This window comes from Pinisolibacter sp. DMC19 (assembly GCF_056313985.1).
On the sequence record NZ_JBQUZF010000005.1, the window covers coordinates 86107 to 110928 of the forward strand.

A 24822-nucleotide genomic window follows, 5' to 3' on the forward strand; every position below is an offset into this window, starting at 1 on the left:
TCAGCCGGTCACGGCGAGGCGGGCGCGTTCGACCCGGCCGTTGATGCCCTCGAGCTCGGCGATGCGCGTCGCGTTGGCGGTGTGCACGTCCTCGAGCAGCTGGTCATAGAGCGCGACGATCCGCGTCTCGATGTTGGGACCGCCGGCATCGGCGGTCGCCAGCAGCTGCTTGATGCCGGTCAGCGACACCTCGAACTCGCGCAGCGCGACGATCACCTCGAGGCGCGCCCGATCCTCGCTGGAATAGATTCGCCGAGCCCCCTCGCGGTGCGGTTGCAGGAGGCCGGCCTGTTCATAGAAGCGCAGCGTCCGCAGCGATACGCCGAGATGTGACGACAACTCGCCTATGGTGAAGGTCGCCCCGATGGCCGTCGTCGAGTAGTTCATCAGCAAACGCAATGAGTTCGCCAAACTTTCGATCGTCTCGGCAGCCTTCGTCATGTCCACCTCGAATTGAGCGTCGGCCGGCATGCACGGCCGACGGCGTCGAGCGGAATTCCCAACACGGTCGATTCGAACCGACCCTCCGACGACGTTGACGAGATTGTTCCTTCAAAACGTTTTGGGAGCAAGAAGCGAACGGCTCTTGTTACCGCCAAGATACGCGCTTGCATGTCAGACATGACTCCTGGGCGGGACCTCCCCCGGTTTCAGAGACGCCCCATTCGCCCCTTCCGAAAATCGTCGACGGCGCGAAAAAGCTCGTCCTGCGTATTCATGACGAAGGGCCCCATGGCGGCGATCGGTTCGTCGATCGGCTCGCCCGCGAGAATCAGGATGCGACTGTCGGTCGCTCCCCCGATTACCGCGATCGTGTCGCCACCACCGTCCAGAACCGCCACCGTTTCCGCCCCGATTCGTACGTCGCCGATCGCGACTTCGCCGTCGAGCACCGCGACGAGAATGTTCCAGCCGGTCGGCATCGGCAGGGCGAGGCGCCCGCCGGCCGCGACCCTGCCGTCGAGCACGGCGAGCGGCGTGTGGGTCTCGGCCGGACCGGTGACGTCGCCGATCGCGCCGGCGACCACCCGCAGCGAGCCGCCTTCGAACGTCACCGTCGGGATCGTCTCGGCGAGGATCGGCTGGTAGCGCGGCGGCGTGCTCTTGGCGCGCGCCGGCAGGTTCACCCAGAGTTGGGCCATCGACACCTTGCCGCCGTGGCGGCCGACCGCCTCGCCGAGCATCTCCTCGTGGACGAGGCCCGAGCCCGCGGTCATCCACTGCACGTCGCCGACGCCGATCGTGTCGGCATGGCCGGCCGAATCGCGATGATCGACCGCACCGGCATAGACCAGCGTCACCGTCTCGAAGCCACGATGGGGGTGAGGCCCGACGCCGCGCGGAGCGGGCGACGGCGCGAACTCGCGTTCCGCCGCGAAGTCGAACATCAGGAACGGGCTCACCACGCGGGTGAAGGCGGCCTGCCCGAAGATCGGGCGGACGAGAAAACCGTCGCCCACCCAGTGGCGGGAGGGGGCGGACAGAAGGGTCTCGACGCGGCGTTCGGTCATGCGGTCATCCTCGGCGGACGGCGAAGGCCGTCCCGTCGCCTCGACATGTGGCGAGGGAGAGCCCCGAGGTCCAGCGCCGAAACGTCGAACGATCCGTCCGACGACCGCGACGTGCCGATCGACGTCGCCTCACGGCACGAAGAGCGGTGCCATCGGCGGGCCGACCACCCGGCCGAAACGCGGCCGTCCGTGCTCGATCACCAGATCGAGCCGCCGGCCGGGAAGCTCCGGATCGCTCGACGTCTTGCCGAGCAGGATGAAACCGCCGAGGAGGCCCGCCGTCTCGGCGCCGAGAGCCTTGCCCTGCAGCGCCAGCATCTCGAGACCACGCGCGGCGAAGCCGATCGCCCCGTCGAGGAGCCCGTCGCGGCCGAGCGTCAGCGCCCCCTTGCCGGCGACCGCCATGCCGCCGACCGACCAGTCGACCCGGATCGGCTCGATCCGCCCGCCGCGTTCGGCGAAGCCGCGCGGCACGTCTCCGGCACGCGGCGGCAGGAAGTCGCGCAGCGTGGTCGCGACCGCGAGATCGGAGCGCGGCGGGCCGACGTGGCGGCCTTCGAGGTCGAGCGAGGCGGAGGCGGCCGAGACCGCGACGTCGAGATCATGCACCGTCTCGCCCGAGACCCGTCCGTGCAGTTCGAGATGTTCGGCGACGAGCCGCGAGACGACGTTCGCCGCGTCGGTCGTCCGCGCGTCGATGCCTTCCGCCGCGATCGAGACCCGTTCCGGCCCGCTCGCCGCGAGTCGGGCCGAGGCCCGGAGCGTCCGCCAGGTCGCGTCGACCCTGACGCCGCGCCCGTCGGCGAAGACCAGCGGCCCGTCGAACTCGGCGATGATCAGACGCGGGTTCCACACCTGAGCCACCACCCGCAGGGCCGAGACGGAACCGCCGATGCCGCGGCCCGCGATCTCGAGGCCGGGATCGGAACAGCCGACCTCCATGCGGAAGGGGAAGCCGCCGATCGTCCGGTTCGGACAGACCACGGAGACGCCGCGGGTCGCGAGTTCGGCGAGCCGACGATCCATCTCCTCGGCGAGCCGCCCGCGGCCCCAGAACCAGAAGCCGCTCCAGGCGACCGCGAGGATCACCACGACGCCCAGCGCGATCTGCGGCGCCCGGCGGCGCTTCGGCGGATGGTCGGTTCCGGTGGTCTCGGTCATGGGTCCACTCTCGATCGGATCGGCGGTCCTCCGAGATAGGCCGCATCGCCGCGGACGTCCACCCGTCGGGAAGCCCCGCCGTCACGCCCGACGCTGCGGCCCGGTCGCGGGATCACGCCGCGCGCGGCAGATCCCGATCGGCGATCGTCGGCGGCACCGGCCCGCGCGGGGCGGCGGCGAGATCCATCCGCGCACGCCGGAGCGCGCCCTCGTCGTCGCCGACGAAATGCACCCAGGCGGGTCGTCCCGGCTCCGGCCGCAACCCGACGCGCGCACCGACGATGCGCCCGGCGGCATCGACCCGCGGGATCAGGAACAGCGCGTCGCCGGCGATGTCGTCGACGTCGTCGCAACGGGAGAAGACATGCGCCCGGCCCGAGGCGCCGCGCCAGACGAGGAAACGGTTCGCGAGCCAACCGGCAGGCCCCGCGATGCCGTCGAAGGCCGGCACCCGGCCGAAGGTCGGCCCGGACGAGGCGCGGTCACCCGCCGCCCGATCGACCACCACGAATTCGCGCCGCCGCATCGCGGCACTGCCGACCATCCCGCGTCCGTCCATCGGACCCTCCATCCTTGCCTGGAACAAAGATGGAACACTCCGATGGATCACGCAAGTGGATTCTGGAACAAAAAAGGAACGATGCCTCAGACCTTCGGCGCACGGGCGGACCACGCCTCGCCGCCCGGCGGGATCGGCGGCGGGTTCGGCCCGGCGAAGGCCTCGGCGATCAGCCGGTCGGTCGCCGTTTCGATGGCTTCCTGCAGATCGGCGAAGAAGACCTCGCCGTCGCCGCCCGCCGGAACCGGCGGCAGGAATTCGACGACGATCGTGCCGGGATGGCGGGTGAAGACGTGGCGGGCCCAGAACAGGCCGGCGTTCAGCGCCACCGGGACGACCGGCACGCCGAGCGCCTCGTAGAGGTTGACGATGCCGTGCTTGTAGGCCCGTTCGGCGCCCGCCGGCCGGCGCGTGCCCTCGGGATAGATGATCAGCTGGCGTCCGCGCGCCACTTCCTCGCGGGCCCGCCGCGTCATCTCCACCAGCGCGGTGCGCCCGGAGGCGCGATCGACCGGGATCTGCTCGGCCTTCTTGGCGTACCAGCCGAAGAGCGGGATCGACAGCAGTTCCTTCTTCATCACGTAGACCGGGTCGGCGAAGAGGTCGAGCATCGACACCGTCTCGTAGGTCGAGTGATGCTTGGAGGCGATGATCGCCCCGCCCGGCGGGATGTTCTCCAGTCCGCGCAGCTCGGTGCGGACGCCGCCGATGATCTCCAGCGCCTGACGGTTGGTCTTCGCCCAGCGCTTGATGCCGGCGAGCATGGCCGAGCGCGGGAAGAAGACGGTCGGCAGCAGCACCAGCATCCACACCAGCGTGTGGACGTAGAAGAAGACGTTGAAGACCAGGGACCTGAGGAAGATCGTGACCGGCATGGACGCGCGCACCCGTCTCAGAGGAATCAATGCGCCGCCGTGCCGTCGAGCCGCACCACCTGCGTGGCGCTCGCCCGCGGCGCCGAGTGCGCGAACCGTGCCACGATATACTTGACGTACTCGCCGAAGAGAAGCTTCGCGGCCGCCGGATGGCGATACCAGGTGTCGAGGTTGAGTTCGGGCCGCGCCACCACGAAGGGCACCTTGCGTACGTGGGGCAGCGCCCGGTCGAGTTCGATCATCGAGCGCGGCATGTGATAGGCGCTGGTGACGACGATCAGGCTGGTGAAGCCGTGTTCCTCGACCCAACGCGCCGCCTCTTCGGCGTTGCCGGCGGTCGACTGGGCCATCCGCCCGAGATCGACGCAACAGTCGAAGACCTGCCCGCCGACGTCGGCCGCCCGCTTGATGTCGACGGCCCGCGTCTGGGGATGGACGCCGGAGATCAGCAGGCGCCGCCCCTTGCCGGCGACCAGCAGCTCGATCGCCTCGGTGACGCGGTCGCGCCCCCCGGTCAGCGCAATGATGGCGTCGGCGCGCGGATCGGCCGGCTCCTCCTGCGAGGTGACGGCGAAGGCGAAGACGAGGAAGCCGACGCCGAAGACGACGATGCCGGTCGCCACGACGAGACCGACCGCGCGGGCAACCCACGCGATCACCACGCCCGGCGACACTGTCTCGTACCAGTTCATCGGCTTCGCAGACCCGAGTTTTCCGGCGGCGATCGTCCTCGTCGATCCGGAGCGAATCCATTCGCCGCCGACCATATCAGAATCCGGACCGTTCACCTCGATCCCGAGCATGGCCGATCCTCACTCCAGGCGGGACAGGTGCCCGAGGACGGTGGCGCGCGACGCCACCCCCGTCAGCACCGTGACCAGCACCACCATCGAGGCGATACCGAGAAGGCCGCCCCAGCCGATCGAGAAGCCGCCGAACAGGGCCTGGGCCTGATCGCCGACCGGATCGCCGCGCCCGCCGCCGAAGGCGAAGCCCGCGACGAGGAACAGCGCCAGCGCCGCCGATCCGCCGATGACGCCGCCTTCCAATCCCAGTGCCACGAAATGACGGCGAAATTCGCGCGCGATGAACGTGTCCTCGGCGCCGACGAAATGCAGCACCTCGAGTACCTCGCGATTGGCCGCCATCGCCGCCCGCGTCGCGAAGACGATCGACAGCATCATCGCCACCAGCACCAGTGCCACCACCGCCACGCCGGCGAGCACCACCGCCCCGGCCATGGTGCGCAGCCGCGCCGCCCAGACGGCGTGATCGTCGAGCACCGCGCCCTCGACGTTCTCGGCGAGTTTCTTCGACAGACCCGAGAGATCCGCCGTCGCCGGATCGACCAGTTCGAGCACCACCAGCCGCGGGATAGGCAGCGTCTTGGCGTCGAGCCCCGGTCCGAGCCAGGGCTCGAGCAGCGCCGTGCTCTCCTTCTCGTCGACGAGACGGGCCGAGCGCACCCCCGGCGTCTCGCGCGCCAGCGACAGGGCGCGGGCGAGACGCATCTCCATGCCGACATCGCCGATCGGCTTCACCTGGATCGTCGCCTCGCGGCTGACGTCGACCTGCCAGTCGCGTGCCGCCGTCCTCACCTGGACCAGCGTCACCACCGCGAGGCAGGCGAGGAAACACATGATCGCCACCACGGACACCAGCGCACGGCCCGCGACCGAACGCGGCGGCACCAGCGCGTTGCCGCCCTCCGCCTGCCGCATCGGTTCGCGCCCAGGCGCTTCGAGGCGGCCCTCGTCGCGTGCGCCCCTTCTGGTCGGCATCGCCATGGCCTACTCCCAGATCTCGATCGTGCCGTCGGCCAGCACGATGCGGCGGGCGTCGAACTGGTCCATCAGGGCCAGGTCGTGCGAGGCGATCAGCACCGAGGTGCCGAGCCGGTTGAGTTCCACGAAGAGCCTCAGAAGGCGGCGGGCGAGCGGCGGATCGACGTTGCCGGTCGGCTCGTCGGCGAGCAGGATCTCGGGGCGGGTGATGAGAGCACGGGCGATCGCCGCGCGCTGCTTCTCGCCACCCGACAACACCGGCGGCATCGCGTGCATCCGCTCGCCGAGCCCGACCCACTCGAGCAGGTCGACCACATCGGCGCGATAGCTCGCCTCGTCCTTGCCGGCGACACGCAGGGGAAGCGCGACGTTCTCGTAGGTCGTCAGGTGGTCGAGCAGGCGGAAATCCTGGAAGACCACGCCGATCCGGCGCCTGAGCCCCGGCAACTCGTCGCGGCCGACCCGCGCGGTGTCGCGGCCGAAGACGCGGATGAGACCGCGTGTCGGCCTCAGCGACATGAACAGAAGGCGGATGAGCGAGGTCTTGCCGGCGCCCGACGGGCCGGTCAGGAACTGGAACGAACGGGGGGCGATCGCGAAGTTGAGATCGCGCAGTACCTCCGGTCCGGTTCCGTATCTGAGGCCGACGTTCTCGAATTCGATCAATCCATGCTCCATCGCCCGCGGGCAGGCACGCGGGTCCACCCTCATCCTCGTCCCGCCGCGTTGAGAATTCGTTAACCAAGAATGTATGGGTACCCCCCTCGTGCGCCCCACGCGCCCCCCTTGGTTTACGCCCCGTTCAGACCGGCCCCGCGAAGATGCTGGCGAAAACGGCGACCGAAGACCCATGCGCACGATCTGTCAGGCCTGCGAAACCGCCTATACGATCCCCGACGACCGCATCGGTCCGAAGGGGCGCAAGGTCCGCTGCACCCGCTGCGGCGAGGAATGGCGCGTCTTCCCGGCCGCCGCAGCCGAGAGTGCGCCCGAGATCGTCTCCGACATCGATGCCGAATTCGCCCGTGCCGCCGAGGAAGACGGCGGCGCGCCGATGGGCCAGTCGGCGGTCGACGATCTCTTCGGCCCGCTTTCCGGCGACAAGACGGCCACCACCGAGACCGAGGCCGAAGATGCCTTCGCCGGCTTCGACATGGACACGACCGACGACGTCGACGCCTCGGCCGACACGACCGACGCGGCCGAACCCGTCGCCACGATGGAGGCCACGGCCGAGCCCGAGGTCGCCGCCGCGCCCGCCGCCGCTCCGGTCGCTCCGCGTCCCGCCAAGCCGCGGCGCGGGCCGGTCTATCGCCGGCGCCTGTTCCATCTGCCGCGTTCGCTCGAGAGGTTCGCGCCCTTCTTCGGCCCGGCGGTCTTCGCCTCGGCCTGTCTGGCGGTCGCCGGCCTCGTCGTCTTCCGCGCGCCGGTCGTCGCCAAGATCCCCTCGCTCGCCGGCTTCTACCGGATGGTCGGGCTCGAGGTGAACCTGCGCGGCATGGTCTTCGGACAGATCGAGACGCTGCGCGAGACCGAGGACGGCAAGCCGGTCCTCGTCGTCGAAGGCTCGATCGCCAACACCACCGCCGCCTCCCGCGAGGTCCCCGCCCTTCGTTTTGCCCTGCGTGACGGCGACGCGCAGGAACTATATGTCTGGTCCGTCGACCCGCGGGCCACCACCATCGCCGCCGGGGAGACGGTCAAGTTCCGCACCCGTCTCGTCGCGCCGCCCGATCGCGCCGCCGAGTTGCAGGTGCGTTTCGCCGAACGCCGCAACCGACAGGCAGGACTTCCATGACGAAGCCCCGTATCGACGTCCTCTTCCCCGCCGACGAGATCGCCGCGCGGGTCGCAGCCCTTGCCGCCGAAATCCGTGAAGCCGGCCTCGGCGAGAACCTTCTCGTCGTCGCGGTCCTCAAGGGCGGATTCGTCTTCGCCGCCGACCTCATCCGCGCGCTGCACGGCGCCGGCGTCTCGCCGGAAGTCGACTTCATGTCGCTGTCGAGCTATCGCTCCGGCACCACCTCGGCCGGCACCGTCACGGTGCTGCGCGATCTCGAGACCGACGTGAAGGGGCGCAACGTCGTCCTCGTCGACGACATCCTCGAGAGCGGCCGCACGCTCGCCTTCGCCAAGCAGCTGATGCTCGACCGCGGCGCCGAACGGGTCGGCCTCGCCGTCCTCCTCGACAAGCCCGGCCACCGCGCCGCTTCGATCGAGGGCGACTTCGTCGGCTTCGTCTGTCCCGACCTCTTCGTCGTCGGCTACGGCATGGACATGGGCCACGCGTTCCGCGAGTTGCCCTACATCGGCCACGTCGTCGCCGCGGAATGACATGAAAATCGCGTGATCGGCCCGATTCGCCGGAGAAAACCTCTCCCGGCGTCAGCCGATCGGAGACACACTCGTCGTTGAGACGATTCGCGGGAATGGGAGAACCGCAATGGCTCGTATTCTTCTTGCCGAGGACGACGATTCCGTCCGTTCCTTCGTCGACCGCGCCCTGCAGATGGACGGCCACACCGTGCTGGCGGTCGAGGACGGCGCCATCGCGCTCGAGACGCTCGAGACCGACGACGCCTTCGACCTCCTGGTCTCCGACATCAAGATGCCGATCATGGACGGCATCGCGCTGGCGCTGAACGTCGCCCGCGACCACCCCCATCTGCCGATCCTGCTGATGACCGGCTACGCCGACCAGCGCGAGCGCGCCCACGGTCTCGACCAGATCGTCCGCGACGTCGTCTCCAAGCCCTTCACGCTGGCCGACATCCGCCGCATCGTCGCCGCGACGCTGGCCGGTGTGCCCGAGCCGACGCGACTCGCGGGCTGAACCGGCCGACCCGCCTCGCGGGCTGACCACCAGAGCGAAGATCGACGTCGCGAACGCCGCCTCCGGGCGGCGTTTTGGTGCGTGGGATCACTCGACCTCGAGCAGTCGGTCGAGATAGTCGCGCTCGGCGCCCGGCCGGTCGGGATCGGCGAGGCGGCGGCGGATGTCCTCGAGGATGCGGCGCGCCCGTTCGACGTCGATCTCCTCCGGAATGCCGACGCGACGTCCGTCCGCCTTCTTCGACGGCCGCTGCCGGCCGAAGGGATCTTCTTCGCCGTTGCCCTCGCGCCCGTCGCCCGGCTCGTCGCCGCGCGCCATCTCGCGCGCGCCGCGCCTGAGCCCGTCGATCGCCCGGCTCTGCGACCCGACCGCGCCGCGCCCGTCGCCGCGATCGATCGCCCGGCCGGCGTCGTCCATCGCCCGATCGGCCTCGTCGAGACCGTTCTCCTCGCCGTCGGCGCCCTCGCCGGTCTCGGAGCCGGCCGACCCGTCGCGCCCCTCGCCGCCCTGGAGCGAACGGCGCAGCCGGCGCAGATCGTCGCGCAGCGCCTGCTGTTCCTCCGTCAGCCGCTCGCGCTCGCCGGCATCCGCCCCCTCGCGGTCGGCGCGGTGGGTGCGGTCCATCAGGTCGCGCTGACGGCGGATCATGTCGCCGAGCTGCCGCTCAGCGTCGCTGCCGGCCATGCCCTGGCTCTGCCCCGGCTTGGCGCCGCGCAGCGCCTGCAACGTGTCGCCGAGCTCGTCGAGGAGCCGCTGTGCCGCCTCGCGTGAACCGGTGCGGCCGAGCTTCTCGATCCGGTCGAGCATGTCGGAGAGCGACTTGCGGTCGATCCGGCGCTCCTGCCCAGTCGCCCCGTCGCGCGCCTCCGGATTGCGGCGCGCCGCCTCCTGCAGCGCCTGGAGATAGCGATCCATCGCCTGGCGCAGCTCGCGGGTCAGCCGTTCGATCTCGGCGTCGGAGGCCCCGTTGCGCAACGCCTCGGCGAGCGCCTCGCGCGCCGTCTGCAGGGCCTTCGCCTCCTCGGCGGTGTCGCCGGCGTCGATCGTCACCGCCGCCGTCCACAGTTCCTCGACCAGCCCCCGCATCGCCGCCTCGTCGCGCGCCTTGGCCGCGTGATGGGCGAGATGACGCAGGCCGAGATGGACGGAGGCGCGGGTCTTGAACCGGTCAGGCGCCAGCGTCAGCGCCTCGAGCGCCGCGGCGACGCCCTTGATCGCGCCGGCATCGAGCGACAGCCGGCGGCGATAGTCGATCAGCGCCCGGGCGAGCGGATCGCGGAAGTCGCGTTCGGGCAGACGCACGCTCGCCTTCTCGCCGACGCCCTCTTGGCCCGCCCCGTCGACCGCCACCGGCTCGATCTCGAGTTCGGCGCCGGCGAAGGGATGCATCGTCAGGTCGCGCACCGTCCGCGCCCGGCCGACGTGGCGCGCGCCGGGCGGCAGCGTCAGGGCGAACTCCGGCGGATCGAAGAGCGGCCGCCCGACGACCGGTTTCAGCACCCGCGCCCGCGCCGAGACGACACCCCAGTCGTCGGCGATCTCGTAAGCGAGGCCGAGGCCGGTGCGCCCCGCCCGCGTCGGCTCCTCGGTGAAGGCGATGGTCGGTGCCGTGTCGGGCGCGACCGAAAAGGCGAAACGCCCGACCTCGCGGCCGTCGCGCCTGAGAATCACATCGACGTCGCCGACGAGCCGCCGCCGTGTCTCGGCGACCCCGGTGCGCGCCGGTACCGCATCGACCGGCGCCACCGCCTCGGCCGGCGTCGCCGCCGCCTCGACCGGGATCGGCGCGCGCCCGGCCTCGCCGGTGGTCGCGCGCAGCACCAGCACGCTGCCGGCGGGAAGCGTCCGCGCCGCGCCGTCGCCGCTTGCGGCATCGTTCTTCGCGCCGACCGGCGGCTGACCGTCGATCAGCAGCGAGACCGGCGGCAGGCCGGTGTAGGCGGGCGGCTCGACCCAGACGTCGAGCCGGTCGGCCGGGCCGCTCGGCCATGTCGCGAGAAAGGCGCCCGCGAGCCGCGCCCCGTGCTCGCCCGCAGCGGCGAACCAGCCGACGAACAGCGCCATGGCGACGATCGGCCCCGCCGCGAAACGATCGCGCCGGCCGAGATCGGGCTGCGGGGCGCCCACGAAGAGCCGGCCGATCCGCGCCGCGGCCCGGTCGCGATGGGCTGCCCACAGCGCCCGCGTCGTCGCATCGGCGGTCGCGTCGGCGAGACGGTCGTCGACGATCTCGAGTTCGCGACCCGCGAGCCCCGAGGCGCGCTCGATCCGCGCCACGACCGCGGCCCGCGCCAACCGCGCCGGCAGCATACGGACGAGCCGCAGCCCCGCCCGGACGAAGGCGGCGGCGGTGATCAGGCCGAAGATCCAGAAGAGTGCCGCCCCTGTGAGGCCCGGCAGCGCGTCGCGCAGGCCCATCCAGGCGAGCGCCACGACGAGGAGGGCGAGCGCGACCGGCAGTGCCGCCTCGATCGCCATCGCCTCGGCGATCACCACCGCCCGAGCCCGCAGGCGAGCGCGCCCGAGGCGTCGATCGAGCGCTGCGGGGCCGAGGGTCTCGCCCGTCGGCGGGGCGTCGTGGTCGTTGGTGTCCATCGTCCTGTCCGGCGTCAGCGACGCAGGTATCGCGTCGACGCTCGCGACCTCCGCCGCGGTCGCCCGAACGTCCCACGCCGCCGCCTCGGCGGCAATGGCCCGCGCGGGATCGTGATCGCGCCCCGCGGACGGGACGATCGATCAGAGCAGGAAGTCGAGAAGGAAGGACTTCTTCTCGGTCTTGGCGGGTTCCGCCGGCTTCGCCGACGGCCCGATCGGCCCGATCGGGAACGCGGTGCGCGACGCCTCCGGCCCGGTGGCGCGCGGCAGTTCCGGTTCGGCCTTGCGGCCGCAGCCCGAAAGAGCGAGCGCCAGCGCGACGGCGAGCACCGGGATGCGGAGACGTTCGAGAGTGATCGAAACGGTCATGGCTGCCTACCCTTCGGGCGTGAGGACCTCAGGCGGAGGCCGGCTTTTCCTTGGCGAGACGGGCGACCCAGCGCTTGGCCTGGGCGCGCACGTTCTTCGGCGCCGTGCCTCCGTAGGAGACGCGGCTGGCGACCGACTTGGCGACCGACAGGACCGAGAAGACCTCGTCGGTGATGCCGGCATGGACCGCCTGCATCTCGGCCAGCGTCACCCTGTCGAGCGTGGTGTCGCGGTCGGCGGCGATCGCCACGATGCGGCCCGTCACGTGATGGGCTTCGCGGAACGGGATGCCGAGACGGCGCACCAGCCAGTCGGCGAGATCGGTGGCGGTAGAGAAGCCCGAGCCTGCCGCCTTGCGCATGGTGGCGACCTCGGGTTCGAGATCGCGCATCATGCCGGTGGTGGCGGCGAGCGCCAGCGAGAGCGACTCGAGACCGTCGAAGATCTGCTCTTTGTCTTCCTGCATGTCCTTCTGATAGGTCAGCGGAAGACCCTTCATCACCATCATGAGCGCGTTGAACGAGCCCGCGATGCGGCCGGTCTTGGCGCGAACCAGCTCGGCCGCGTCCGGATTGCGCTTCTGCGGCATGATCGACGAGCCGGTGGTGAACTTGTCGGAGAGCTTCACGAAGCGGAACTGCGCCGAGGTCCAGATGACGATCTCTTCGGCGAGCCGCGACAGATGCATCGCCGCGATCGACGCCGCCGCCAGCGCCTCGAGGGCGTAGTCGCGGTCGGCGACCGAATCCATCGAGTTGGCGGTCGGCCGGTCGAAGCCCAGCGCCGACGCCACCATCGCCCGGTCGGTCGGGAACGACGTGCCGGCGAGCGCCGCGGCGCCGAGCGGGCACTCGTTGAGGCGGGCGCGGGCGTCCTTCAGGCGGGCACGGTCGCGCGCCCACATCTCGACATGGGCGAGCAGGTGGTGGCCGAAGGTCACCGGCTGCGCCGACTGGAGATGGGTGAAGCCCGGCATGACGACGGCGGCGTGTTCCAACGCCTTGGCGGCGGTCACGCTCATCAGCTCATGAAATTGTGAGTCGAGGTGATCGAGGGTGTCGCGTACCCAGAGCTTGACGTCGAGCGCGACCTGATCGTTGCGCGAGCGCGCCGTGTGGAGACGGCCGGCGGCGGGACCGATCTTCTGGGCGAGCTTCGCCTCGATGTTCATGTGGATGTCCTCGAGGCTGCGCTCGAAGACGAAGGTCCCCGCCTCGATCTCCGCGGCGATCTCGTCGAGGCCGGCATGGATCGCGTCGCGATCGGCGGCCGAGATGATGCCGCGCTCGGCGAGCATGATGGAGTGAGCCTTGGAACCGGCGATGTCCTGACGCCACAGTTTCTGGTCGAAACCGATGGAAGCATTGATTTCTTCCATGATGGCGTCGGGACCGGTGGCGAAGCGGCCGCCCCACATGCGATTGGACATGACGAACCTTTCTCGACGGTCGAAGACCCGGAGACCGAGATGAACGAACGAGACGAAGACGCCGCCGCCACACCGACCCCGCGCCCCCGAACGGGCTCGCGGCGCGGTCTCATCGTGGCGGCCTGCGCGATCGTCGGCCTCTCGGCCTTCGGTCTAGTTCGCGTATACGGGATCGGCGGGGCGGGTGGCAACGACGAGACGGCGGGAAAATGCAGCGCCGCGCCCGCCGCGGCGGCACGTCTCGCCCCTGCCCTGCGTGACGACGTCGCAGGCCTCGTGCCGGCGAGCGCATCGCGCGACCTCTCGACGCTCGCCTTCCGCGATGCCGACGGCAGCCCGACCACCCTCGCCGCCTGGCGGGGACGCGTCGTCCTGGTCAATCTCTGGGCCACCTGGTGCCCGCCCTGCCGCGCCGAGATGCCCGCCCTCGACCGTCTCCAGGCCAAGGCCGGATCGAAGGATTTCGAGGTGGTGACGATCAATCTCGACAGCCGCGATCCGGAACGCCCCAAGGCCTTCCTCGCCGAGATCGGCGCCACCACGCTCGCCCATCGCACCGACGCGACGCTCGGCGTCTTCAAGGCCCTGAAGCAGATCGGTCTCGCCTCCGGCCTGCCGACCACCATCCTGGTCGACCGGCAGGGTTGCGAACTGGGCACCATGGCCGGCCCCGCCCACTGGGACGCCCCGGCGGCGCTGGCCCTCGTCGAGGCGGCGACGAAGCCGTGAAACGAAGACGCCGCGATCGGAGGATCGCGGCGCGTCATGCGTCGAAACGAGGCGGACCGTCTCAGACGTAGTAGTCGAGCATCGTGCCCGAGGTCCCGGTCGAGGTCGACCAGCTGTCGGTGAAGAGCATCACCGACGATGCGCCGACGCCCGAATTGGACGCCAACGAATACATGTTGTCGTCGAGCATCGAGGCGAGCGAGGTCTTGCCGGCGTTCTCCTGCGCCTGCTTGGCGGCGTTCACCTGCACGGCGGCGAGCGACCCGAAGCCCTTGATACGCGAACCCGTCGCCGCCGAGGAGGCGTGCGAGGTTCCGACGCTGAGGGTAGACAGACCAGCCATGGCGGACTCCGGAGAAAAATCCCGAATTTCGGCGGGGGCACGCAGAACTCTCGAACCCCGCGTCGAGAACACTAGGCATCGGGAGTAAAGGAAGTGTTGCCGTCCACCCCCGCGCGCGCTCAACGGATGCCGAACCGGCGATAGGTGTCGAATACCGTCGTCTCGGTCTCGGCCTTGGCGATCTTGGCGGCGATCGCCCGGTGTTCCTGCGTCTCGCCGCCCCAGCCCCAGGCGTCGGCCGGCACCTCGTCGACGACGACCCAGCTCTCCGGCCGTGCAGGTCCCAGGATCCGCGCCATCGCCGCCGAGGCGGCGGCGACGAAGGCGGCCTTCTCGTCCTTGTCGTTGGTGCCCTGGGAGACGCGAATCACCACCCGGAACGACGCCGCGTCGAGGTCGGCGAGCGAGTGCGTGCCGACGAACCACTGCGCCGGCGGGATCGTCTCCACCACCGTCGCCGTCACCGCCTCCGCCTTGCCGAGCAACCGGCCGGAGAGCGACACGAGGGTGCGGGCGATCTCGCCGATCGCGGCGGCGTCGACGCGAGGCGACGAGACGAGGGCATGGATGGTCGGCATGGCGCGCGCTCCTTGGCGGTCCGGCGGGCTTGCCGGTTCGTGAAGGATGGCGTCGCGGCTTGCATTACTGAAACGAATTGATACCATTTCAATCATTCGAAAAAGTAATCTGCAGGGTGCCATGGCCGATCTCGACATCGAACTCCTGCGCACCTTCGTCGCGCTCGCCGAACACCGCAGCTTCACGCTCGCCGGCGACCTGCTGGGGGCGACGCAGTCGACGGTGTCGGTCCGCCTGCGGAAACTCGAGGACCGCCTCGGCCGACGCCTGTTCGAACGCACGCCGCGCGCCGTCGCCCCGACGTCCTTCGCCGAAGGCTTCCTGCCCGACGCCCGACGCATCCTCGCCCTGCACGACGACGCGCTCGCCCGCGCCGCCCGGACGGTGCCGCTCCGGCGCGTCGGCCTCGGCGTCAGCGAGCACGCGACGGCCGGCCGCCTTCCCGACATCCTGCGGTCGCTCCACGGCGCCCTGCCGGGGCTGACATTGTCGATGACGCTGGGTCTCTCGGAGGAACTGCGCGACGACTTCGAGGCCGGCCGCCTCGACGCGGCGGTGACCCGTCGCTTCCGCCGCGACGCGGCCTCGCTGGGCGAGACCGGCGGCGAAGGGCACGTGCTCTTCACCGATGATCTGGTCTGGGCGATGTCGCCGACCTGCACCTGGGGGCCGGGGCGTCCGGTGCCCCTCGCCCTCCTCGCCCGGCCCTGCCGGGTGCACGATCAGGCGCTCGAGGCGCTGACGCGGGCGGGCCTGCCCTTCGTCGTCACCTTCTCCAGCCGCGGTCTCGCGGCGGTCAGGGCGGCGATCGCCGCCGGCATCGGCATCGGCTGCATCGGCCGTTCGGCGGTGCCCGAGGGCGTCGTGGTGGCGGGATCCGACCTCGGTCTGCCCGACCTGCCGTCGAGCGAGATCGTCCTGCACGCCACCCGCGACCGCGAGCTGGCGCCGGTGTTCGAACGGATCGCCGCCGCCTTTCGCGGCGTCGCCGCAGCACCTCCGGTCGCCGAGCCGGCGTGAGGCTCAGACCCCGAGACCGCCGCGGGCGATCACGAAGTCGGCGATCGCCTCGAGCCCGTCGGTGGTCTTCATGTTGGCGAAGACGAAGGGCCGCTTGCCGCGCATCCGCTCGGCATCGCGCGCCATCACCTCGAGGCTCGCCCCGACCATCGGCGCGAGATCGGTCTTGTTGATGACGAGGAGATCGGAGCGGGTGATGCCCGGCCCGCCCTTCGACGGGATCTTCTCGCCCGCCGCCACGTCGATGACGTAGATCGTCAGATCGGCGAGCTCCGGCGAGAAGGTGGCGGCGAGATTGTCGCCGCCCGACTCGATCAGGATCAGATCGAGATCGGGAAAGCGCGCCCGCATCTCGGCGACCGCGGCGAGATTGATCGAGGCATCCTCGCGGATCGCCGTGTGCGGACAGCCGCCGGTCTCCACCCCCATGATCCGATCGGCCTCGAGCGCGCCCGAGCGCACCAGATAGTCGGCGTCCCAGCGGGTGTAGATGTCGTTGGTGATCGCCGCCAGATCGAAGCGCTGCCGGAGCTTCTTGCACAGCGCGTCCATCAACGCCGTCTTGCCGGAGCCGACGGGCCCGCCGACGCCGACGCGAAGGGGGCCGTTCATGCTGGATGCCATCGTTCAGATCCTCGTCGCGACGAGATGAAGGAAGCCGACGCCGAGGGCGGCCGACAGGGGTCCGTAGAAGAAGCGGTCGCGCGTCGCGAAGGGCTCCACCTTGTGAACGCGCGCCCACCACGGGGTATAGGTGACGAGCCCGCGCGCCAGAAACACCAGTCCGACCGGCACCGCCACGAGCGTGACGAGGCCATCGAGCCACCCGCCGAGCCGCACCGCGAGCAGCCCCGCCAGGACGGTCAGTGCCGCCAGAGCCGCCGCCACCGCGAGCGTCAGCGGGCGCGGCGGCATCCCCGCCCACTTCGGATCGCCGACGACCAGTCGCGCCAGAGCCGCCTCGTCGCGCTCCGGCCAGGTCCCGCCGAGCCCCCAGAGCACATGCAACGCGGTGATCGCGGCGAGCGCGACGACGAGAAGCCCTGAGACGATCATGAGCGGAAGAGCCTCGTGTACTGGGTTTCGTGACGCATCGAGGCGATGTCGGCGAGAACCGCCGCACCGCCCACGTCGTCGAGTGTCGCCGTCAGCGCCGCGTCCGCCATACGTCGAACGACGGGGGCGAGCGCGCGCAGCACGCGCAGCCCCTCGCTCTGGCCGAGCGGCACGGCACGCACGCCGGCGGAGATCACGTTGGCGGCGAAGGCCTGGAGAAAGGCCGGCGCCACCTCGGCCGGGTCGAGCCCATGGGCGGCGGCGGCCACGCCGACCGCGACCGCATGGGTCCACGGCACCGCCGGCCAGACCGGCCGGGCGAAGCGCGTCGCCAGCGCCGCCGTCAGCGCCTCGAAGCGCGGATCGGACCAGGTGTCGGCGATCGCCCGGACGAAGGCGGCGCCTTGCGCCCCCGCCTCCAGCCGCCGCTCCTTGGAAGGTTGCAGCGCGTGGGCGAGTTCGAGCACCTCGGCGAGACGGTCGAGATCGCCCGCCGCCGCGGCGCGATGGGCGGCGACCAGCACGATCGCGTCGGACCGTCCCGCGCCGTGGACCAGCACGTCGCCGAGCCAGGCCTCGAGATCGGCGGCGGAGGTGACGTCGCCCGCCTCGATCGCCCATTCCAGCCCGTGGCTGTAGGTGAAGCCGCCGACCGGAAAGGCCGGCGACAGCCAGACCTGCAGCGTCAGGAGATCACCGACCGGATCGGCCCGCCCACCCGTCTCAGCGGCCGTGCTCATGGTCGTGATCGTGCCCATGCGCGTGGTCGTGGTCGTGGTCGTGGTCGTGGTCGTGGTCGTGGTCGTGGGAATGACCATGGCCGTGATGATCGTGTCCATGACCGTGGTCGTGATCATGATCGTGGGAATGGCCGTGCGCATGGTCGTGATCGTGGCCGCAGTCCGGTCCGCAGTCGGGACCGTGGACATGAGGCGCGCGGCGGGCGCGGCGCTCGGCGCGGCGGGCGAGCGCCGCCGCCAGTTCCGGATCGCTCACCGCCGGCGCATGCGGGTGGGCATGGTCGTGCCCATGGTCGTGATCGTGCCCATGATCGTGGTCGTGCCCATGATCGTGGTCGTGGTCGTGCGAATGCCCGTGGGCGATCGAATGGCCGGTCACCGTACCGTGGCCGTAGGCGCCGCCTTCGGGATCGAAGGGCGCCTCGACGAAGCCGATCGTCGCGCCGCCGAGCTTCTTGACCATCTCGACCAGCACGTAGTCGTCGCGGATCCGCAGCGCGCCCGGCAGGATCTGCGTCGGCGTGTGGCGGTTGCCGAGGTGCCAGGCGATGCGGGTGAAGGCATGGGCGTCGGCGACGCGGAACTCGACCAGCTTCTCGGGGGCAGCGACCACCGCGACGAGGCGCCCGTCCTCGAGCTCGAAGGCATCGCCGTCGGCCAGAACCGGCGTCTCGGCGAGGTCGACGAGGAACTCGATCCCCTTCTCGCCGATCGCCACGCCGCGGCGGCGGCGGCGCTCCTCGACGTCGAGCACGACGCGGTCGCGGGCGAGCGCGGAAGGCCAGGTACCGGCGGGAAGAACCTTGGTGGCGCGGATCATTGCAATCGAGACCTCGAGCGGATGGCGGGCCCGGTCGGACCGGACGGCGACATTCGCCCCGATCCGCCCGGCTGGCAAGCCCGATGCCGCAGGCGTGATCGGCGCGGATCGTCGCGATTTGTCGCGAATACTCAGGATTTCTCAACTTTTTCCCGGCCTCATGGAGCATCCGGGAAACGACGGAGGACCGGCTGTGGCCCTTTCGCTTCGCACCAAGACCATCGCATTCGTCGCCTGCCTCGTCTGCGGCAATCTCGCCACCGTCGGCCTGCTCGCCGCCCTGTCCCAGAAGACGTCGGGGCTGACCGCTGCCGTCGCCGACCGGAACCGGCTGATCGAGACCCGGATCACCCCGCTCGGCGGGTTGATCAAGGACCTCGAGCGCGACGTCGTCCAGGTCCAGCAGTTCCTCCAGGACTATTCCGCCACCCGCGGCGAGGACGGGCTCGACAAGGGCCTCGAAGAAGCGGAGAAGGCCGCCGGCGACTTCCGCGCCCACGTCGCCGCCGCCCGCGCCATCGCCGAAGGTCTCGACCGCAAGGACGTCATTGCCGAACTCGACGACGTCACCAAGGCCTTCGCCCCCTATTTCGCCACCGGCCGCAAGATGGCCGAGGCCTATGCCGCCGAGGGTACCGGTGCCGGCAACGCCATGATGCCGGCCTTCGACGCCGCCGCCGATGCGCTCTCCGAGCAGGTCGCCGCGCTCCAGACCGTGCGTGCGGACATGCTGAGCAAGGCCGCCGAGGAGACCCACATCAGCCTCGACGCGCTGGTCTCGGCCGAATTCTTCGCCGGTCTCTCCGCCACCGTCGCCATGGGCTTCATGTCGCTCCTCACCGCCTTCGCCGGCTGGGCGCTGCTGCGCGGCGTCGTCGGCCCGATCGGCGCCCTCGCCGGCGTCATGCGCGACCTCGCCGGCGATCGCCACGGCGTCACCGTCCCCCATGTCGAACGCGACGACGAGATCGGCGAGATGGCACGGGCGACCGACGTCTTCCGCGAGGCGATCGAGGCACGCGAACGCATGCGGGCCGAGAAGGCGACGGAGGACGAGCGCATGCGCGCCGAACGCCGCCGCGAGCGCCGCGAACTCGCCGACGACTTCGCCCGTCGCGTCGCCTCGGTGGTCGAGCGCCTCGGCCATGCCGCCGAACGCATCGGCACCGACGCCCGCCGCGTCGACGACGTCTCCCGCGATGCCAGCCGCCGCTCGGGCGAGACCAACGAGGCGATGGAACGCACCGATCGCAACGTCGCCCTGGTCGCCGCCGCCGCCGGCGAGCTCGCCGGCGCCATCGGCCAGGTCGAAGAACGCATGCTGCGCGTCGACGCGGTCTCCCGCGACGCCGTCGCCCGCGCCGAGACCACCAATGCCGTCGTCGCCGATCTGTCGCAGGCCACCCGCCGCATCGGCGAGATCGTCGGCCTGATCGAGGCGGTCGCCGGCCAGACCAACCTTCTCGCCCTCAACGCCACGATCGAGGCGGCACGCGCCGGCGAGGCCGGCCGCGGCTTCGCCGTCGTCGCCTCGGAGGTCAAGGCGCTCGCCGCCCAGACCTCGCGGGCGACGGAAGAGATCGCCCGTCAGATCGACGCCGTCCGCACCGCCACCGATTCGGCGGTCGGCGCCATCGGCGGCATCACCGCGACGGTCGGCGAGATCGGCACCATCGTCGGTGCGGTCTCCGGCGCGATGACCGAGCAGACCGCGGCGACGCGCGAGATCAACCGCTCGATCGAGATCACCACCCGCGACACCTCGGCGGTCGCCGACAACGTCCGTTCCGTCGACACGGCCACGCGCCTCGCCAACGAGGCGGCGGTGTCGATGGTCTCGGCCTCCGACGAACTGGCGGAAGCCGCCGAGCGCCTGCGCAGCGAGACCGACGCCTTCGTCGAACGCATGCGCGCCTGAGGCCGGTCATCGACCTCGGGATCGACCTCAGAACAGGAAATACCGCTGCGCCATCGGCAGGACGTCGGCCGGTTCGCAGGTGAGAAGCTCGCCGTCGGCGCGGACCTCGTAGGTCTCGGGATCGACCTCGATCACCGGCATGGCGTCGTTCAGCACCATGTCCTTCTTGCCGATCGAGCGGCAGTCCTCGACCGGCAGGACGATGCGTTCGAGCGACAGCTTCTCGGCGATGCCGCCGGTCCAGGCGGCCCGCGACACGAAGGTGATCGAGGACGCCGCCACCGCCTTGCCGAAGGCGCCGAACATCGGCCGGTAGTGGACCGGCTGCGGCGTCGGGATCGAGGCGTTGGGATCGCCCATCGGCGCCGCCACGATGGAGCCGAGCTTCAGCACCAGATCCGGCTTCACGCCGAAGAAGGCCGGCGACCACAGTACCAGATCGGCGAACTTGCCGACCTCGATCGAGCCGACGTGCTTCGACATCCCGTGCGCCACCGCCGGGTTGATGGTCACCTTCGCCAGATAGCGGCGGACGCGCAGATTGTCGTTCTCGCCCGCTTCGCCGGGAAGACGGCCGCGCTGGACCTTCATCTTGTGCGCCGTCTGGAAGGTGCGGATGATCACCTCGCCGACCCGGCCCATGGCCTGACTGTCGGAGGAGATGATCGAGAAGGCGCCGAGGTCGTGCAGGATGTCCTCCGCCGCGATCGTCTCGCGCCGGATGCGGCTCTCGGCGAAGGCCACGTCCTCGGGGATCGACCCGTCGAGGTGGTGGCAGACCATCAGCATGTCGAGATGTTCGTCGAGTGTGTTGCGCGTGTAGGGCCGCGTCGGGTTGGTCGACGACGGGATGACGTTGGGCAGGCCGCAGACGCGGATGATGTCCGGCGCATGGCCGCCGCCGGCACCCTCGGAGTGATAGGCGTGGATGGTGCGCCCCTCGAAGGCGGCGATCGTGTCCTCGACGAAGCCCGATTCGTTCAGCGTGTCGGTGTGGATCGCGACCTGGACGTCGTATTTGTCGGCGACCGTCAGACAGTTGCGGATCGCCGCCGGCGTCGTGCCCCAGTCCTCGTGCAGCTTCAGACCGCAGGCGCCCGCCACCACCTGTTCCGCCAGCGCCTCGGGCAGCGAGGCGTTGCCCTTGCCGGTGAAGGCGAGGTTCATCGGGAAGGCTTCCGCCGCCTGGAACATCCGGGCGAGATGCCAGGGGCCGGGGGTGCAGGTGGTCGCCGCCGTACCGGTCGCCGGCCCCGTGCCGCCGCCGAGCATGGTGGTGACGCCCGACATCAGCGCTTCGTCGATCTGCTGTGGCGCGATGAAGTGGATGTGGGTGTCGATGCCGCCCGCCGTCAGGATCTTGCCCTCGCCGGCGATCGCCTCCGTGCCCGGACCGACGACGATCGTCACGCCCGGCTGGACATCCGGGTTGCCGGCCTTGCCGATGCCGACGATGCGGCCGTCGCGCAGGCCGACGTCGGCCTTCACCACGCCGAGCCTGGCGTCGATGATCAGCGCGTTGGTGATCACCGTGTCGACGGCGCCGTCGGCGCGCGAGACCTGGGACTGGCCCATGCCGTCGCGGATCACCTTGCCGCCGCCGAACTTCACCTCCTCGCCGTAGGTGGTGAAGTCCTTCTCCACCTCGACGATCAGATCGGTGTCGGCGAGGCGCACCCTGTCGCCGACGGTGGGGCCGAACATGTCGGCATAGGCGCCGCGGTTCATCTTGAAGGACATGGGGCCATCACCTGTTTTCGACGGGAACCGAAGGGGTCGCGACGAGGCCCGTCGCGGTGAGAAGGAAGACCGAGGCGATCGCCTCCTGGATCGTCTTGGTGCCGCGGCGGCCCGCCGCCCGCGCCGCCTCGGCGCCGCAGAAGGCATAGAGCGCGAAGACCGGCCATTCGAGGATCACCGCGAAGAGGCCGAGATCGGCGAGGCGGATCTCCCAGCCCTCGCGCGAGCCGGCGAAGACCGAGAGCACCGCGAAGAAGAAGATCATCGTCGTCGGGTGCCGCATCTGCATCAGGAAGGCCGAGCCGAAGGCGTCGAAGGCCGAGCCGCGCCCGTGGTCGCAAGGCGCCACCACGTGGACACCGCGCCCGACCACGGCGATGCGGAGCGCCCGGGCGAGCAGCACGACGAGGCAGGCGAGGCCGAACCACTTCGCCCCGTAGAGCAGCAGCGGCACCGTCTCCATCACCGTGAACAGCGCCGAGATCGCCAGGAAGCACCAGATGAAGTCGGCCGCGAGCACGCCGACGATCGCCGCCTGCGCGCCGAAGAGCCCCTTGGCCATGCCCTCGGCCACCACCCGCTGGACCGCCGAACCCGGCGCCAGATCGAGGAAGATGTTGGTGAGGACGAAGGCGACGAGGAACCAGATCGACATCGGGCGGTCCGTTCGCTTTGTCAGAGGGCGCCGGCGACGTCGCCGCGGAAGCCGTGGACGACCCGGGCGCCGCCGAAGGGGACCAGCCGCACCGTCCGCGTCTGCCCCGGCTCGAAACGCACCGCCGTGCCGGCCGGAATGTCGAGCCGCTGGCCGCGCGCCGCAGCGCGATCGAAGGCGAGGCCCGGATTGGTCTCGGCGAAGTGATAGTGGCTGCCGACCTGCACGGGGCGGTCACCGGTGTTGGCGACCTCGAGTTCGGTGACGGGAAGACCGGCGTTGAGCTCGATCTCCCCCGCGGCGGGAATGACTTCACCGGGAATCATGGGTCTCTCCTCACTCGGCGGCGATCGGCGGACAGGGTTCGGCGCGCAGCACGCGCTTCGTCGACGGCGGATTGTTCGCGAGCTTGCCCGCCGGGCGGATCGGGCGGCGCACCAGCTCGCCGCCGCAGTTGGGGCATCGGCCCTTCAGCACCTCGTCGGCGCAGGTCGCACACCAGGTGCATTCGAAGGAACAGATGTAGGCGGTGGCGTCCGGCGGCAGGTCGCGGTCGCAGCATTCGCAGTTGGGTCTGAGTTCGAGCATGTCCCGGTCTCCTGTCTTGCGAGGGGGAAGGTGCGAGCCTGACGCCCTCGCCGCCCCTCGGCTGCGACTTTCCTCACACCTCAACGGATGGGGTGATGGACCGTGACGAGCTTGGTGCCGTCCGGAAAGGTCGCCTCGACCTGGATGTCGTGGATCATCTCCGGCACGCCGGCCATCACCTGATCGCGGCCGATCACGTGGGCGCCGGCCTCCATCAGCTCGGCGACCGAACGGCCGTCGCGCGCGCCTTCGACGACGAAGTCGGAGATCAGCGCGATCGCTTCCGGGTGATTGAGCTTCACGCCCCGTTCCAGCCGGCGTCGCGCCACCATCGCCGCCATCGAAATCAGCAGCTTGTCCTTTTCGCGGGGCGTCAGGTTCATCGCCGGAGGGTCCTTCGTGGGCGCCCGCCGCGTCGGGCGCGGATCGGGACTGATCGTCTTTCGGGCAGTGTCTATCGAGCGCGGTCGGTCAGCAAGACCAGACGCGCGGCATTTCTGCCTGCCGAATGTGCAGAACCAGGCGGACGAGTTCCGATCGCAACACCGTCGCCGAAGCATGCGCCAGCCGCGCCACCACCAGCCCGTCGAGGGCGCTCGCCCCGGCGTCGCAGGTGCCGGCCTCCAGCACCGCACGGATGTCGTCGAGCCGCGCCTCCGCCGCCGGGTCGGCGACGACGACGGTGGCGAAGGCCCGCGCCCCGCCGCCGGTCGCACGCCCCGCGAGGATCGCCCGCGTCGCGCCCTCGAGGCGGAACGTGTCGGCGAAGACCAGTCGTCCCTCGCGCCGGATGCGCCAGCGATCGATCAGGCGGCAGGTCTCGACCGCCTCGCCCATGGCGGCACGGCCGAGCACGATCTGCTCGACGAGCAGCGCCGTCGCCCCGGCCTCCAACGTCACGTCGAGCCGACGCGACAGGGCGGAGGCGTCGAACAGGATCGTCTCCTGCGGCAGCCAGTCGAGATGACCTTCGGCCTCGACCGCGATCGTGGTGTCGATCTCGCCGGAGAGTTCACCGTCGGTCTGCGACGAGCGATAGACGCGCTCGGCCGCCTGCGACGTCACCACCGCCCGCGCAGCCCGCCCGATCGTCACACCCCAGGCGATCCGGTCGCCACCGGCGATGCCGCCGCCGGTGTTGATGGCGACCGCGGTCGGCGCCTCGCCGGCCTGCGGCTTGGGTATACGGATCTTCGCCTGCCCCTCCTGGAACAGCCGGTCGAGCCGTGTGACGCCGTCGACCACCTTGAAGGACACGCTCGCGCGTCCACGGGCGCGCTGCAGCACGATCGGGTCTTCGACGGTCTGGGCGGGGGCGGTCGGGGCGGGTTCGATCATCGGGGCTCCTCGTCCTCCCGGTTACACCGACACGCGGCCGGACGAAACCCGTGGGCTGCGCCGACCCGGCCGGACAGTCGCCCCGATGTCGTCGCATTTTGGCGCGACCTGTGGACGCGGTATCCTCTCGACGATGCCAGATGTCGCTCGCGCCTTGGCCCTGCGGGGCCGAATGCGTTA

29 protein-coding genes are annotated in these 24822 nt (G+C 70.6%); 6 read left to right on the plus strand and 23 right to left on the minus strand.

Features of this window, described 5'->3' with window-relative positions; genetic code table 11:
• The 8 genes from ACT53U_RS13555 to ftsE form a co-directional block, all read right to left on the minus strand.
• Complete coding sequence (locus ACT53U_RS13555; RefSeq protein WP_476155877.1) at nt 1–471, minus strand: MerR family transcriptional regulator; 471 nt, start codon at nt 469–471, stop codon at nt 1–3.
• 179 nt (nt 472–650) lie between these two features.
• A complete protein-coding gene (locus ACT53U_RS13560; RefSeq protein WP_476155879.1) occupies nt 651–1511 on the minus strand; it encodes a pirin family protein in 861 nt (286 codons plus the stop codon).
• A 129-nt stretch (nt 1512–1640) separates the two neighbouring features.
• On the minus strand, nt 1641–2672 hold the full coding sequence (locus ACT53U_RS13565) for a DUF2125 domain-containing protein (RefSeq protein ID WP_476155881.1): 1032 nt from the start codon (nt 2670–2672) through the stop codon (nt 1641–1643).
• 112 nt (nt 2673–2784) lie between these two features.
• The gene (locus ACT53U_RS13570) at nt 2785–3231 is read right to left on the minus strand and encodes a hypothetical protein (protein ID WP_476155882.1); all 447 of its coding nucleotides are present in this window, start codon (nt 3229–3231) and stop codon (nt 2785–2787) included.
• An 86-nt stretch (nt 3232–3317) separates the two neighbouring features.
• The gene (locus ACT53U_RS13575) at nt 3318–4106 is read right to left on the minus strand and encodes a lysophospholipid acyltransferase family protein (protein WP_476155884.1); all 789 of its coding nucleotides are present in this window, start codon (nt 4104–4106) and stop codon (nt 3318–3320) included.
• Nucleotides 4107–4132: 26 nt separating this feature from the next.
• Nucleotides 4133–4798, minus strand: a complete 666-nt coding sequence (locus ACT53U_RS13580; RefSeq protein WP_476155886.1) for a YdcF family protein — start codon at nt 4796–4798, stop codon at nt 4133–4135.
• 120 nt (nt 4799–4918) lie between these two features.
• On the minus strand, nt 4919–5887 hold the full coding sequence (locus ACT53U_RS13585; protein WP_476155888.1) for a cell division protein FtsX: 969 nt from the start codon (nt 5885–5887) through the stop codon (nt 4919–4921).
• Nucleotides 5888–5896: 9 nt separating this feature from the next.
• On the minus strand, nt 5897–6556 hold the full coding sequence (gene ftsE / locus ACT53U_RS13590) for a cell division ATP-binding protein FtsE (protein WP_476155889.1): 660 nt from the start codon (nt 6554–6556) through the stop codon (nt 5897–5899).
• 184 nt (nt 6557–6740) lie between these two features.
• On the opposite strand from ftsE, the gene ACT53U_RS13595 reads away from it, so the two are divergent.
• From ACT53U_RS13595 to ACT53U_RS13605, 3 genes are all read left to right on the plus strand, one after another.
• Nucleotides 6741–7688, plus strand: a complete 948-nt coding sequence (locus ACT53U_RS13595) for a zinc-ribbon domain-containing protein (RefSeq protein WP_476155891.1) — start codon at nt 6741–6743, stop codon at nt 7686–7688.
• The gene (gene hpt / locus ACT53U_RS13600; protein WP_476155893.1) at nt 7685–8224 is read left to right on the plus strand and encodes a hypoxanthine phosphoribosyltransferase; all 540 of its coding nucleotides are present in this window, start codon (nt 7685–7687) and stop codon (nt 8222–8224) included. Before ACT53U_RS13595 ends, hpt begins: the two co-directional genes overlap by 4 nt.
• 109 nt (nt 8225–8333) lie before the next feature.
• The gene (locus ACT53U_RS13605; protein WP_476155895.1) at nt 8334–8723 is read left to right on the plus strand and encodes a response regulator; all 390 of its coding nucleotides are present in this window, start codon (nt 8334–8336) and stop codon (nt 8721–8723) included.
• An 87-nt stretch (nt 8724–8810) separates the two neighbouring features.
• Here the strand turns inward: ACT53U_RS13605 and ACT53U_RS13610 are convergent, their stop codons facing one another.
• The 3 genes from ACT53U_RS13610 to argH all read right to left on the minus strand — a co-directional run bounded on the left by ACT53U_RS13610 (nt 8811) and on the right by argH (nt 13116).
• Nucleotides 8811–11318, minus strand: a complete 2508-nt coding sequence (locus ACT53U_RS13610) for a TIGR02302 family protein (protein ID WP_476155897.1) — start codon at nt 11316–11318, stop codon at nt 8811–8813.
• Between the two features lie 141 nt (nt 11319–11459).
• The gene (lptM, locus tag ACT53U_RS13615; protein WP_476155899.1) at nt 11460–11687 is read right to left on the minus strand and encodes an LPS translocon maturation chaperone LptM; all 228 of its coding nucleotides are present in this window, start codon (nt 11685–11687) and stop codon (nt 11460–11462) included.
• Nucleotides 11688–11715: 28 nt separating this feature from the next.
• Nucleotides 11716–13116 (minus strand): argininosuccinate lyase, encoded by a 1401-nt coding sequence (gene argH / locus ACT53U_RS13620; RefSeq protein ID WP_476155901.1) that lies wholly within the window; start codon nt 13114–13116, stop codon nt 11716–11718.
• 39 nt (nt 13117–13155) lie between these two features.
• On the opposite strand from argH, the gene tlpA reads away from it, so the two are divergent.
• A complete protein-coding gene (tlpA, locus tag ACT53U_RS13625) occupies nt 13156–13845 on the plus strand; it encodes a thiol:disulfide interchange protein TlpA (protein WP_476155903.1) in 690 nt (229 codons plus the stop codon).
• Between the two features lie 61 nt (nt 13846–13906).
• Here tlpA and ACT53U_RS13630 read toward each other — a convergent pair whose 3' ends face one another.
• Both ACT53U_RS13630 and ACT53U_RS13635 read right to left on the minus strand, forming a co-directional pair.
• Nucleotides 13907–14188 carry a hypothetical protein gene (locus ACT53U_RS13630; protein ID WP_476155905.1) on the minus strand — a complete coding sequence of 94 codons (282 nt, stop codon included), beginning with the start codon at nt 14186–14188 and terminating at the stop codon, nt 13907–13909.
• A 119-nt stretch (nt 14189–14307) separates the two neighbouring features.
• Complete coding sequence (locus ACT53U_RS13635) at nt 14308–14766, minus strand: tautomerase family protein (protein WP_476155907.1); 459 nt, start codon at nt 14764–14766, stop codon at nt 14308–14310.
• 121 nt (nt 14767–14887) lie between these two features.
• Between ACT53U_RS13635 and ACT53U_RS13640 the strand changes: the two genes are divergently transcribed.
• Nucleotides 14888–15787, plus strand: coding sequence for a LysR family transcriptional regulator (locus ACT53U_RS13640; RefSeq protein WP_476155909.1), 900 nt, complete (start codon nt 14888–14890; stop codon nt 15785–15787).
• Between the two features lie 3 nt (nt 15788–15790).
• On the opposite strand, the gene ureG is transcribed toward ACT53U_RS13640, so the two are convergent.
• Genes ureG through ACT53U_RS13660 form a run of 4 tightly spaced genes read right to left on the minus strand, consistent with a single transcriptional unit; the run spans nt 15791 to nt 18403 of the window.
• Nucleotides 15791–16411, minus strand: a complete 621-nt coding sequence (gene ureG / locus ACT53U_RS13645; RefSeq protein ID WP_476155911.1) for an urease accessory protein UreG — start codon at nt 16409–16411, stop codon at nt 15791–15793.
• Between the two features lie 3 nt (nt 16412–16414).
• Nucleotides 16415–16843 (minus strand): DUF3995 domain-containing protein, encoded by a 429-nt coding sequence (locus tag ACT53U_RS13650; protein WP_476155913.1) that lies wholly within the window; start codon nt 16841–16843, stop codon nt 16415–16417.
• Entirely contained in the window at nt 16840–17583 is a 744-nt protein-coding gene (locus ACT53U_RS13655; protein WP_476155915.1) for an urease accessory protein UreF, read from the minus strand. The genes ACT53U_RS13650 and ACT53U_RS13655 overlap by 4 nt, the downstream gene beginning before the upstream one ends.
• A complete protein-coding gene (locus ACT53U_RS13660; RefSeq protein WP_476155917.1) occupies nt 17567–18403 on the minus strand; it encodes an urease accessory protein UreE in 837 nt (278 codons plus the stop codon). The genes ACT53U_RS13655 and ACT53U_RS13660 overlap by 17 nt, the downstream gene beginning before the upstream one ends.
• A gap of 193 nt (nt 18404–18596) precedes the next feature.
• On the opposite strand from ACT53U_RS13660, the gene ACT53U_RS13665 reads away from it, so the two are divergent.
• Nucleotides 18597–20321: a methyl-accepting chemotaxis protein gene (locus ACT53U_RS13665; protein ID WP_476155919.1), complete on the plus strand. Its 1725-nt coding sequence runs from the start codon at nt 18597–18599 to the stop codon at nt 20319–20321.
• A 27-nt stretch (nt 20322–20348) separates the two neighbouring features.
• Here ACT53U_RS13665 and ureC read toward each other — a convergent pair whose 3' ends face one another.
• From ureC to ACT53U_RS13695, 6 genes are all read right to left on the minus strand, one after another.
• Nucleotides 20349–22061 (minus strand): urease subunit alpha, encoded by a 1713-nt coding sequence (gene ureC, locus ACT53U_RS13670; RefSeq protein WP_476155921.1) that lies wholly within the window; start codon nt 22059–22061, stop codon nt 20349–20351.
• Nucleotides 22062–22068: 7 nt separating this feature from the next.
• Complete coding sequence (locus ACT53U_RS13675; protein ID WP_476155923.1) at nt 22069–22716, minus strand: LysE family translocator; 648 nt, start codon at nt 22714–22716, stop codon at nt 22069–22071.
• A gap of 20 nt (nt 22717–22736) precedes the next feature.
• Entirely contained in the window at nt 22737–23042 is a 306-nt protein-coding gene (locus tag ACT53U_RS13680; RefSeq protein ID WP_476155925.1) for an urease subunit beta, read from the minus strand.
• A gap of 10 nt (nt 23043–23052) precedes the next feature.
• Nucleotides 23053–23304: a DUF1272 domain-containing protein gene (locus tag ACT53U_RS13685; RefSeq protein WP_476155927.1), complete on the minus strand. Its 252-nt coding sequence runs from the start codon at nt 23302–23304 to the stop codon at nt 23053–23055.
• Between the two features lie 80 nt (nt 23305–23384).
• On the minus strand, nt 23385–23687 hold the full coding sequence (locus ACT53U_RS13690) for an urease subunit gamma (protein WP_476155929.1): 303 nt from the start codon (nt 23685–23687) through the stop codon (nt 23385–23387).
• An 88-nt stretch (nt 23688–23775) separates the two neighbouring features.
• Nucleotides 23776–24642 carry an urease accessory protein UreD gene (locus ACT53U_RS13695; RefSeq protein ID WP_476155931.1) on the minus strand — a complete coding sequence of 289 codons (867 nt, stop codon included), beginning with the start codon at nt 24640–24642 and terminating at the stop codon, nt 23776–23778.
• Nucleotides 24643–24822 lie beyond the last annotated feature (180 nt).

Coding starts and splice junctions, on each gene's coding strand:
- ACT53U_RS13595 (WP_476155891.1), top strand. CDS start 6,741: ATGCGCACGATCTGTCAGGCCTGCGAAACCGCCTATACGATCCCCGAC.
- ACT53U_RS13605 (WP_476155895.1), top strand. CDS start 8,334: ATGGCTCGTATTCTTCTTGCCGAGGACGACGATTCCGTCCGTTCCTTC.
- ACT53U_RS13660 (WP_476155917.1), bottom strand. CDS start 18,403: ATGATCCGCGCCACCAAGGTTCTTCCCGCCGGTACCTGGCCTTCCGCG.
- ACT53U_RS13685 (WP_476155927.1), bottom strand. CDS start 23,304: ATGCTCGAACTCAGACCCAACTGCGAATGCTGCGACCGCGACCTGCCG.
- ACT53U_RS13610 (WP_476155897.1), bottom strand. CDS start 11,318: ATGGACACCAACGACCACGACGCCCCGCCGACGGGCGAGACCCTCGGC.
- ACT53U_RS13560 (WP_476155879.1), bottom strand. CDS start 1,511: ATGACCGAACGCCGCGTCGAGACCCTTCTGTCCGCCCCCTCCCGCCAC.
- ACT53U_RS13695 (WP_476155931.1), bottom strand. CDS start 24,642: ATGATCGAACCCGCCCCGACCGCCCCCGCCCAGACCGTCGAAGACCCG.
- ureG (WP_476155911.1), bottom strand. CDS start 16,411: ATGGCATCCAGCATGAACGGCCCCCTTCGCGTCGGCGTCGGCGGGCCC.
- tlpA (WP_476155903.1), top strand. CDS start 13,156: ATGAACGAACGAGACGAAGACGCCGCCGCCACACCGACCCCGCGCCCC.
- ACT53U_RS13555 (WP_476155877.1), bottom strand. CDS start 471: ATGCCGGCCGACGCTCAATTCGAGGTGGACATGACGAAGGCTGCCGAG.
- ACT53U_RS13680 (WP_476155925.1), bottom strand. CDS start 23,042: ATGATTCCCGGTGAAGTCATTCCCGCCGCGGGGGAGATCGAGCTCAAC.
- hpt (WP_476155893.1), top strand. CDS start 7,685: ATGACGAAGCCCCGTATCGACGTCCTCTTCCCCGCCGACGAGATCGCC.
- ACT53U_RS13630 (WP_476155905.1), bottom strand. CDS start 14,188: ATGGCTGGTCTGTCTACCCTCAGCGTCGGAACCTCGCACGCCTCCTCG.
- argH (WP_476155901.1), bottom strand. CDS start 13,116: ATGTCCAATCGCATGTGGGGCGGCCGCTTCGCCACCGGTCCCGACGCC.
- ACT53U_RS13565 (WP_476155881.1), bottom strand. CDS start 2,672: ATGACCGAGACCACCGGAACCGACCATCCGCCGAAGCGCCGCCGGGCG.
- ACT53U_RS13675 (WP_476155923.1), bottom strand. CDS start 22,716: ATGTCGATCTGGTTCCTCGTCGCCTTCGTCCTCACCAACATCTTCCTC.
- ACT53U_RS13575 (WP_476155884.1), bottom strand. CDS start 4,106: ATGCCGGTCACGATCTTCCTCAGGTCCCTGGTCTTCAACGTCTTCTTC.
- ACT53U_RS13640 (WP_476155909.1), top strand. CDS start 14,888: ATGGCCGATCTCGACATCGAACTCCTGCGCACCTTCGTCGCGCTCGCC.
- lptM (WP_476155899.1), bottom strand. CDS start 11,687: ATGACCGTTTCGATCACTCTCGAACGTCTCCGCATCCCGGTGCTCGCC.
- ACT53U_RS13655 (WP_476155915.1), bottom strand. CDS start 17,583: ATGAGCACGGCCGCTGAGACGGGTGGGCGGGCCGATCCGGTCGGTGAT.
- ureC (WP_476155921.1), bottom strand. CDS start 22,061: ATGTCCTTCAAGATGAACCGCGGCGCCTATGCCGACATGTTCGGCCCC.
- ACT53U_RS13570 (WP_476155882.1), bottom strand. CDS start 3,231: ATGGACGGACGCGGGATGGTCGGCAGTGCCGCGATGCGGCGGCGCGAA.
- ACT53U_RS13580 (WP_476155886.1), bottom strand. CDS start 4,798: ATGAACTGGTACGAGACAGTGTCGCCGGGCGTGGTGATCGCGTGGGTT.
- ACT53U_RS13650 (WP_476155913.1), bottom strand. CDS start 16,843: ATGATCGTCTCAGGGCTTCTCGTCGTCGCGCTCGCCGCGATCACCGCG.
- ACT53U_RS13585 (WP_476155888.1), bottom strand. CDS start 5,887: ATGCCGACCAGAAGGGGCGCACGCGACGAGGGCCGCCTCGAAGCGCCT.
- ACT53U_RS13690 (WP_476155929.1), bottom strand. CDS start 23,687: ATGAACCTGACGCCCCGCGAAAAGGACAAGCTGCTGATTTCGATGGCG.
- ACT53U_RS13635 (WP_476155907.1), bottom strand. CDS start 14,766: ATGCCGACCATCCATGCCCTCGTCTCGTCGCCTCGCGTCGACGCCGCC.